Below are 9,980 nucleotides of genomic sequence, written 5' to 3' on the forward strand. Positions count from 1 at the left end.
TTCACAGGCCACCGAGCTCGCTGTCGATGAGGGCGAAGATGTCCTCGTCACTGGCGTCCTCCAGCCGGGCGGCGATGCCGGAGCCGGCCACGGCGGTGCCGTTCAGCTCGGTCAGGAACGACTGCAGGCGCTGCGTGATCCGCTCCCGGGCGGTGTCCTCGCCGGAGAGTCCGAGCAGGGTGGACGTCAGCCGGTTGAGCTCCTCCTCCACCGAGACGACCGGCGTCTCGGGGGTGATCGCCCCGCGCAGATGGGCGGCGATCGCGGTGGGGGTCGGGTGGTCGAACACCAACGTCGCCGACAGTTGCAGGCCGCTGGCCGCGCCGAGCCGGTTGCGCAGCGAGACGGCGGCCAGCGAGTCGAGGCCCAGGTCCTTCAGCGGCTTGCGGGCCGGCACCGCCTCGATGCCGGTGTGGCCGAGGACGGTGGCGATCTCGGTCCGCACCAGTTCGAGCAGCCTGCGCTCCTGGTCCGGTCCCGCCAGCCCCGCCAACTGCTGGACCAGGGCGGCCGTGGCGTCTGCTCCGGCCACCCCCGCCGGGGCTTCGGCGGCCGACAACACCGCTGCCACCTCCGGAAGTTCGCTGATCAGCGGGCTGGGCCGCAGGGCGGTCAACGCCGGCGCGAACAGCTCCCAGTCCACCTCGGCGAGCACCAGTGACGGCTGCCCGCCGGGCAGCGCCCGGGCCAGTACGTCGAGCGCGGCGGCCGGGGACAGCTCGCCCAGCCCCCGGCGACGGAGCTGCTCCCGACGGGCCTGTTCGGCCGCCGGGTCCGCGGCGCCCGAGGCGCTCGGGGCGCTGTCCGACCACAGGCCCCAGGCGACCGCGGTGGCCGGCCTGCCGTCCGCCCGGCGGTGCTCGGCGAGGGCGTCGAGGTAGGCGTTGGCCGCGCCGTACGCCGCCTGACCCCCGCTGCCCCAGACGGCCGCGATCGAGGAGAACAGCACGAAGGCGTCCAGCGGCCGACCGTCGAGCAGCGCGTGCAGATGGGCGGCGCCCGACGCCTTCGCGCCGAGGGTCGAGGCGAACTCCGCCAGGTCGGTGTCCGCCAGGGCGGCGGTCCGCAGCTCGCCCGCGGCATGCACCACCGCGGTCAGCGGCAGCTCCGTGGGCAGGCCGGCCAGCAGCTCCGCCACGGCCTCGCGGTCGCTCAGGTCGCACTCCCGCGCCGTCACCCGGACGCCGAGCTCGGTCAGTTCCGCCAGCAGCTCGGCCCCGGTGCCGGCCTCCGCGCCGGGCGAGGTGGTGAGCACCAGGTGCTCGGCACCGTTGTGGGCCAGCCAGCGGGCGGCGTGCGCCCCCATGCCCCAGGTGCCGTCGGTGACCAGCACGGTCGCGCGCGGCTGCCAGGCCGGGCGCTGCGTCCCGGCGCCCGGCGCCCGGACCAGTCGGCGGACCAGGACCCCGGCGGACCGCACCGCGAGCTGATCCTCCTCCCCCGCCTCGGCGATCACTCCGGCGAGACGGGCCGCGGAGCGGGCGTCGGGGTCGGCGGGCAGGTCGACCAGCCCGCCCCAGAGCGCCGGGTGCTCCAGCGCGGTGCTGCGGCCCATCGCCCACAGTTGGGCCTGGCCCGGGTGGCGCAGCGGGTCGGAGTCGCCGGTCGAGACCGCGCCCCGGGTGACCAGCCAGAGCCTGCTGGACGACTGCCCCTCCGCCAGGGCCTGGATCAGTGCCAGGCTCGCGGCCACGCCGGCGGACACCTCGGGGTGGGCCGGGTGCGGTGTCTCGTTCAGTCCGAGCAGCGAGACCACCCCGGCGACCGGTCCGCCGTCGGCGGCGGAGCGGAGCAGTTCGGTCAGCGAGGCGCGGTCGGCCGTGGCGGTGTCCACCGGGACGGCGAGCGCGCTCGCGCCCCGCCCGGCCAGCGCTTCGGTGACCTCGGCCGCCTGCGGGTCGTCAGCCCGCCCGGCGGGGAACAGCACCAGCCAGCTGCCGGTGAGCTCCGTGGGCCCGGGCTCGGCGGCCGGATTCCACCTCACCCGGTAGCTCCAGGAGTCGGTGGTGGCGGCCTGCTGCCGGCTCCGCCGCCAGGAGGCGAGCGCGGGAAGCACCCGGCCGAGCTCCTCCGAGCCCTCGATGCCCAGCGAACCCACCAGCGTCTGCAGGTCCTCGTGCTCGACCGCCGCCCAGAACGTGGCGGCCACCTCGTCCTCCCCGGATCCGGCGGCGGGCCCGGCCGGCTGCTGCAGCCAGTACCGCCTGCGCTGGAACGGGTAGGTCGGCAGGTCGGCCGGACGGGCGCCGGGCAGGTCGACCGGCCGGTCCAGGACAGCGCTCCAGTCGGCGAGCACGGTGCCGTTCACGTACGCCTCGGCCACGGCGTTGGCCAGGGTGGACACCTCCGGGCGTTCCCGGCGCAGCAGCGGGATGAACTCCCCTGCGGGGCCGCCCGGTCCGGCGTCGGTGAGGCAGTCCTGCGCCATCGCGGTGAGCACCGCGTCGGGGCCGAGTTCGAGATAGGTGGTGACGCCGAGGCCCTGGAGGGTTCGGATGCCGTCGTTGAAGCGGACCGCCTGGCGGACGTGCTCGACCCAGTACTCAGGTGCCGTGAGCTCCTCGGCGGTGGCCGGTCGACCGGTCAGGTTGGAGATCAGCGGGATGGCGGGCGGGTGGTAGGTGAGGCTCTTGGCGACGGCGTGGAACTCGTCGAGCATCGGCTCCATCAGCGGCGAGTGGAAGGCGTGGCTGACACTGAGGCGGCGGGTCTTGTAGCCGCTCTCCCGCAGTCGGTCGGCGATCTCCACCACGGCGTCCTCGGCACCGGAGACGACGGTGGAGGTGGGGCCGTTGACGGCGGCGATCGACACCGTCCGCTCGTGGCCCGCCAGGAGCGGGAGGACCGCCTCCTCGGGGGCGAGGATCGAGATCATGGCGCCGCCGGCGGGGAGTTGTTGCATGAGGTTGGCGCGGGCGGTGACAAGGGTGGCGGCGTCGGCCAGGGAGAGCACGCCGGCGACGTGGGCGGCCACGAGTTCGCCGACGGAGTGTCCGGCGAGGTAGTCGGGCTGCAGTCCCCAGGATTCGAGCAGTCGGTAGAGGGCGGTTTCCAGGGCGAACAGGCCGGTCTGGGTGTAGGCGGTCCGGTGCAGCAACTCGGCCGCCGGGGAGCCGGGCTCGGCGAAGACCACGTCCCGCAGGGGGTGCTCGAGGTAGGGGTCGAGCGCGGCACAGACGGCGTCGAAGGTCTGCGCGAAGACCGGGTAGGCGGCGTGCAGTTCACGCCCCATGCCGGAACGCTGACTCCCCTGCCCGGTGAACAGGAAGGCCGACTTGCCGCCCCGACGGCCGCTGCCCCGCGAGACCCCGGGGAAGGGACGCCCCTCCGCCAGCGCGGCCAGGCCCGCTCGCAGCGCCTCCCGGTCCGCGCCGAGCACCACCGCCACCTGGTCCATCGCGGTCCGTCCGGCAGCCAGCGTGTGGCTGATGTTGACCAGGTCGTCGGCGTGTTCGAGGTGGGACCGGAGGCGGGTGGCCTGGGCGCGCAGGGCGTCGTCGGTCCTGGCGGAGAGCAGCAGCGGGACGAGCACGGGCTCGGGAGCGGTGACGGGGGCGGACTCCGCGGGAAGCTCGGCCGGAGCCTGCTCCAGCACGGCGTGCGCGTTGGTGCCACTGATCCCGAAAGCCGAGACGGCGGCCCGCCGCGGACGACCGGTCTCCGGCCACGCCCGCTCCTCCGTCAACAGCCGGACGGCACCGGACTCCCAGTCCACGAACGGCGACGGCTCGTCCACGTGCAGCGTCCGCGGCAGCATGCCGTGCCGCATCGCCATCACCATCTTGATCACACCCGCCATCCCCGCCGCAGCCTGGGTGTGACCGATGTTCGACTTGATCGAACCCAGCCACAGCGGCCGGTCCGCCGGACGGTCGTGGCCGTACGTGGCCAGCAACGCCTGCGCCTCGATCGGGTCACCCAACCGCGTCCCGGTGCCGTGCGCCTCCACCACGTCGACCTGGTCGACCGTCAGTTGGGCGTTGGCCAGGGCCTGGTGGATGACGCGCTGCTGCGACGGGCCGTTCGGCGCCGTCAGCCCGTTGCTCGCACCGTCCTGGTTCACCGCCGTGCCACGCACCACGGCGAGCACCGGATGACCGTTGCGTCGCGCGTCGGAGAGCCGCTCCAACACCACCGTCCCGACACCCTCGGCCCATCCCGTGCCGTCGGCCGCCGCCGCGAACGCCTTGCACCGGCCATCCGCCGACAGACCCCGCTGCCGGCTGAACTCCACGAAGGTGCCCGGGGTCGACATCACCGTCACCCCGCCCGCCAACGCGAGCGAACACTCGCCCTGCCGCAGCGCCTGGACCGCCAGGTGCAGGGTGACCAGGGAGGACGAACAGGCGGTGTCCACCGTCATGGCCGGACCCTCCAGCCCGAAGGTGTACGCCACCCGGCCGGACAGCACGCTGCCCAGTCCACCCGTGAGGCGGTATCCCTCGACCCCTTCCACCGGGCGGTGCAGGTGCGGGTCGTAGTCGTGGTACATCAGGCCGGCGTAGACGCCGGTGCGGCTGCCGCGCAGCGTGGCCGGGTCGATGCCGGCCCGCTCGAAGGCCTCCCAGGAGGCCTCCATGAAGAGGCGCTGCTGCGGGTCCATCGCGGTCGCCTCACGCGGCGAGATCCCGAAGAACTCCGCGTCGAACTCCGCCGCGTCGTGCAGGAACCCACCCTGCCGGGTGTACGAGGTACCCGGCCGGTCCGGATCCGGATCGTACAACTCCTCCAACGCCCAACCACGATCCGTGGGGAACCCCGAGACCGCGTCGGTACCCGACTCCACCAACCGCCACAACTCCTCCGGCGAGGACACCCCACCGGGGAAACGACAGGCCATCCCGACGACGGCGATCGGCTCGTGCGCGTCGGCGATCAACTGCTGGTTCTGCTGACGAAGTCGGGCGGTCTCCTTGAGCGAGTCCCGCAGGGCCTCTACGACCGCGTCAGCGGATGTGTCTGTCATGATCCTCCTTCTCCAGGACTCGTCAGGACTCGATGCCTTCGCGTGCCATTCGGATCAGTGCGTCGATGTCCATGGCGTCGATCAGCTCGGCGCCGGTGCCGGCACCGGGCTCGGCCTCGGCCTTCGCCGGGGCGCGGTCCGCCTGGCCACCCAGTTTCAACAGGCCTTCCAGCAAACCGGATTCACGAAGACGTTCGATCGGAACAGCGGCGAGCCGGCGGCGGATCTCGGCGTCGTCCGGTCCGCCTCCCGGTGCCGCTGCCGCATCGGGCCCGGGCAGCAGTTCGGTGTGCAGGTACCGGGCCAGGACGTGGGGGGTCGGGTAGTCGAAGACCAGCGTCGCGGGCAGTCGGAGACCGGACGCCTTGTTCAGGCGGTTGCGGAGTTCGACCGCCGTCAGCGAGTCGATGCCGAGCTCCTTGAACCCGCGCAGCGCGTCCACGCTCTCCGCGTCGTAGTCCAGCGTCGCGGCGAGCTCGACTCGGACCAGCTCCAGGACGGCCTCCTCCTGCGCGGCCGGGGTGAGTTCGGCCAGCCGGGACGCGACCGACCGGGCGGGGGCGGCCGACCCGCTCGTGGCGGCGGCCCGCCGGGCCGGTGTCCGCACCAACGAACCCAGCATCAGCGGGAGGTCGCCGCGGGCGCGGAGCGCAGCCTGGTCCAGCGGCAGCGGTACGGCCACCGGGGCGCGGAGCGCGAGCCCGGCATCGAACAGCGCCATCCCCTTCGCCGGGGCGATCGGGACCATGCCCGTCCTGGCGAACCGGTTGCGGTCCGCCTCGGACAGCGCCGCCGCCATTCCCCCCTCCGCCCACGGCCCCCAGGCCAGCGAGGTGGCCGGCAGGCCGAGCGCCTGCCGGTGGTGCGCCAGGGCGTCCAGGAAGCCGTTCGCCGCCGCGTAGTTGGCCTGCCCCGCGCCACCGACCAGACCCTGGATCGAGGAGAACAGCACGAACGCGGTGAGGCCCAGATCGTGGGTGGCCAGGTGCAGGTTCCAGGCGGCGTCGGCCTTGGGGCGCAGCACGGCGTCGATCCGCTCGGGCGTCAACGCACCCAGCACACCGTCGTCCAGGACGCCGGCCGCGTGCACCAGTCCGGTCAGCGGCCGGTCCGCCGGGACGCCGGCGACCAGCGCCCGCACCGCCTGCGGATCGGCCGTGTCACACGCGTGGATGCTCACCTCGGCGCCCAGCGCCGTCAGTTCCTCCCGCAGCCGGGCCGCGTTCGGGGCCGCGGCACCGCGCCGGCTGGTGAGCAGCAGGTGGCGGACACCGTGCTCGGTCACCAGGTGCCGGGCCAGCAGCCCGCCCAGACTGCCGGTGCCGCCGGTGATCAGCACCGTGCCGCCCGGCTGCCAGGGACCACCCGGGTCCGCACCCACCACCGCCCGCGCCAGGCGCGGCGTGAGCGTGCGCCCGGCCCGGACGGCGACCTGCGACTCACCGGAGCCGACCGCCAGCTCGATCGCGGGCAGCGGGTCGTCCCAGCTCTCCACGTCCACCAGGACGAAGCGGTCCGGGTTCTCGGTCTGGGCCGAGCGGATCAGCCCCCAGACCGCGGCGCCCGCCAGGTCCGGGACGTCCTCGTCCGGGCCGGTCGCCACCGCACCGGCGGTCACCACCACCAACCGGGAGGCCGCGAGCCTGTCGTCCGCCAGCCAGCCCTGCGCCAGTTCGAGTGCCCGGTGCGCGGCGGTCCTGGCCGCCCGGGGGACGTCCTCGCCGGGGGTGGCCGGGAAGGCGGCCAGGACCAGGTCGGGCACGGGTCCCGAGGCGGCCAGCGCGGCCAGGTCGGGGAGCTGCCCCAGCCCGTCCGGCAGGGTGCTGCCGACGCCCGGCCGGGCTTCGATCCGAACCGGTCCACCGGGGGCGGCCGGTACCCAGTCGACCGTGAACAGGGAGTCGTGGCTCCGTCCGGCTGCGGCGCCCAACTGCTCGGCGGAGAGCGCCCGTACGGTCAGTGACTCGACCGAGGCCACCGGGCCGCCCGCCGCGTCGGTCACGGTGATGCTCACCGCGTCCGGCCCGACCGGGGCGAGGCGGACCCGAGCCGCGGCCGCGCCGACGCCGTACAGTCTGACGCCGCGCCAGACGAACGGCAGCCGGGTCTCCCCGGTGCCCGGCAGGGCGCCGAGCTCGATCGCGTGCAGGGCCGAGTCGAGCAACGCGGGGTGCAGCCCGAACCGGGTCGCCAGGTCGTGCTGCTCGGAGGGCAGTGCCAGTTCGGCGAAGACCTCCGTACCGCGCTGCCGGACGGCCTTCAGCCCCTGGAACACGGGGCCGTAGCCGAATCCCTGTTCGGCGAGGTCCTGGTAGCGGTCGGTCAGGTCGACGGTGCGGACCTCCTCGGACGGCCAGGCGAGGGGCGGGAACACGGCCGGGGTGCCCTCCGCGGTGAGGAAGCCGCCGGCATGCCGGGTCCAGGGTTCGTCGAAGTCACCGCCGACCGGTCGCGAGTGCACGGCCAGCGGGCGGGCACCGGAATCGTCCGGCGCGCCGACCGCCACCTGGAACTGGACGGTGCCCCCGTCCGCCAGGATCAGCGGCGCCTCCAGGGCGAGTTCCTCCAACACCGGGGTGCCGGCCTCGGTGCCCGCCCGCAACGCCAGTTCGACGAAGGCGGTACCGGGCAGCAGGACCTGTCCGAGCACCTGGTGATCGGCCAGCCACGGGTGGGACCGCAGCGAGAGCCGGCCGGTGAGCAGCACACCCTCGGCGTCGGCCTGACTGACCACCGCGCCGAGCAGCGGGTGGTCGATCCGGTCCAGCCCGGCCGCACCGACGTCCCGGGCAGCGGTGGTGTTCCGCAGCCAGTGGCGCTTGCGCTGGAAGGCGTAGGTGGGCAGCCCGGTCGGCTTGGCTCCCCAACTCCCAAACATGGCTTGCCAGTTCGGGCTGACTCCGCGCACGTGCAGCCGCGCCAGTGCGGTGGCCACCGCACCGGCCTCGGGACGGTCGCGGCGCAGCAGGGGAAGGAACTCGGTGTCGGCGGAGTCGAACTCGGCGAGGCACTCGCGTCCCATCGCGGTGAGCACGGCGTCGGGACCGAGTTCGAGATAGGTGGTGACGCCGAGGCCGTGCAGGGTCCGGATGCCGTCGTTGAACCGCACGGTACGGCGGACGTGCTCGACCCAGTACTCGGGTGTGGTGAGCTCCTGGACGGTGGCGGGCCGGTCGCCGGCGTGCGACACGATCGCAATGGTGGGCGGGTGGTAGGTGAGGCTCTTGGCGATGGTGTGGAACTCGTCGAGCATCGGTTCCATCAGCGGGGAGTGGAAGGCGTGGCTGACGTTGAGACGCCTGGTCCGGCGGCCACGCTCGCTCCAACCTCGGGCGACCTCCAGGGTGGCGTCCTCCTCGCCCGCCAGCACCGTCGACAGCGGACCGTTCGCGGCGGCGATCGCCACTCGGCCGCTCAGCGCGGCGAGTTCGGGTTCGATCTCCTGAACCGACGCCTGGATCGAGATCATGGCGCCGCCGGCCGGGAGTTGTTGCATGAGGTTGGCGCGGGCGGTCACGAGGACGGCGGCGTCGGCCAGGGAGAGCACGCCGGCGACGTGGGCGGCCACGAGTTCGCCGACGGAGTGCCCGGCGAGGTAGTCGGGCTGCAGTCCCCAGGATTCGAGCAGTCGGTAGAGGGCGGTTTCCAGGGCGAACAGGCCGGTCTGGGTGTAGGCGGTCCGGTGCAGCAACTCGGCCGCCGGGGAGCCGGGCTCGGCGAAGACCACGTCCCGCAGGGGGTGCTCGAGGTAGGGGTCGAGCGCGGCACAGACGGCGTCGAACGCCTCCGCGAAGACCGGGTGGGCGGCGTGCAGTTCACGCCCCATGCCGGAACGCTGACTCCCCTGCCCGGTGAACAGGAAGGCCAGCTGCCCCGCGGCCGGTACGCCCCTGATCACCTTCGCCGTCGGCTCACCGGCGGCCAGCGCCGCCAGGGCGCGTCCCAACTCCTCACCGTCCTGGGCGAACAGCACGGCCCGCCGCGAGAGCGCCGCCCGGCGGGTGGCGAGCGAGTAGCCGATGTCCAGCAGCTCCGGCCCGTCAGCCGAGGCCGTCCGTTGGAGCAGGCGGGTGGCCTGGGCGCGCAGGGCGTCGTCGGTCCTGGCGGAGAGCAGCAGCGGGACGAGCGCGGGCTCGGGGGCGGTGACGGGGGCGGTGGCGGGCTCGGCGGGAAGCTCGGCCGGAGCCTGCTCCAGCACGGCGTGCGCGTTGGTGCCACTGATCCCGAAGGCCGAGACGGCGGCCCGGCGCGGACGACCGGTCTCCGGCCACGCCCGCTCCTCCGTCAACAGCCGGACGGCACCGGACTCCCAGTCCACGAACGGCGACGGCTCGTCCACGTGCAGCGTCCGCGGCAGCATGCCGTGCCGCATCGCCATCACCATCTTGATCACACCCGCCATCCCCGCCGCAGCCTGGGTGTGACCGATGTTCGACTTGATCGAACCCAGCCACAGCGGCTGGTCCGCCGGACGGTCGTGGCCGTACGTGGCCAGCAACGCCTGCGCCTCGATCGGGTCACCCAACCGCGTCCCGGTGCCGTGCGCCTCCACCACGTCGACGTCCGCGGTGCCCAGCCTCGCGGCGCCCAGCGCCTGCTGGATCACCCGCTGCTGCGACGGACCGTTCGGCGCCGTCAGCCCGTTGCTCGCACCGTCCTGGTTCACCGCCGTGCCACGCACCACGGCGAGCACCGGATGACCGTTGCGCCGCGCGTCGGAGAGCCGCTCCAACGCCAGCACCCCGACGCCCTCGGCCCATCCCGTGCCGTCGGCCGCCGCCGCGAACGCCTTGCACCGACCGTCCGCCGACAGACCCTTCTGCCGGCTGAACTCCACGAAGGTCTCGGGAGTGGACATCACCGTCACCCCGCCCGCCAACGCGAGCGAACACTCGCCCTGCCGCAGTGCCTGGGCCGCCAGGTGCAGGGTGACCAGGGAGGACGAACAGGCGGTGTCCACCGTCATGGCCGGACCCTCCAGCCCGAAGGTGTACGCCACCCGGCCGGACAGCAC

Annotated in this window: 1 pseudogene; it reads right to left on the bottom strand. The window is 73.9% G+C overall.

Annotated elements, in window-relative coordinates:
* Position 1: 1 nt before the first annotated feature.
* Positions 2-9,980 (bottom strand): annotated as a pseudogene (locus ACFTWP_RS32465) (type I polyketide synthase); the annotation flags it as partial.

This window comes from Kitasatospora sp. NPDC057015 (genome assembly GCF_042673745.1).
Taxonomy (GTDB): Bacteria; Actinomycetota; Actinomycetes; order Streptomycetales; family Streptomycetaceae; genus Kitasatospora.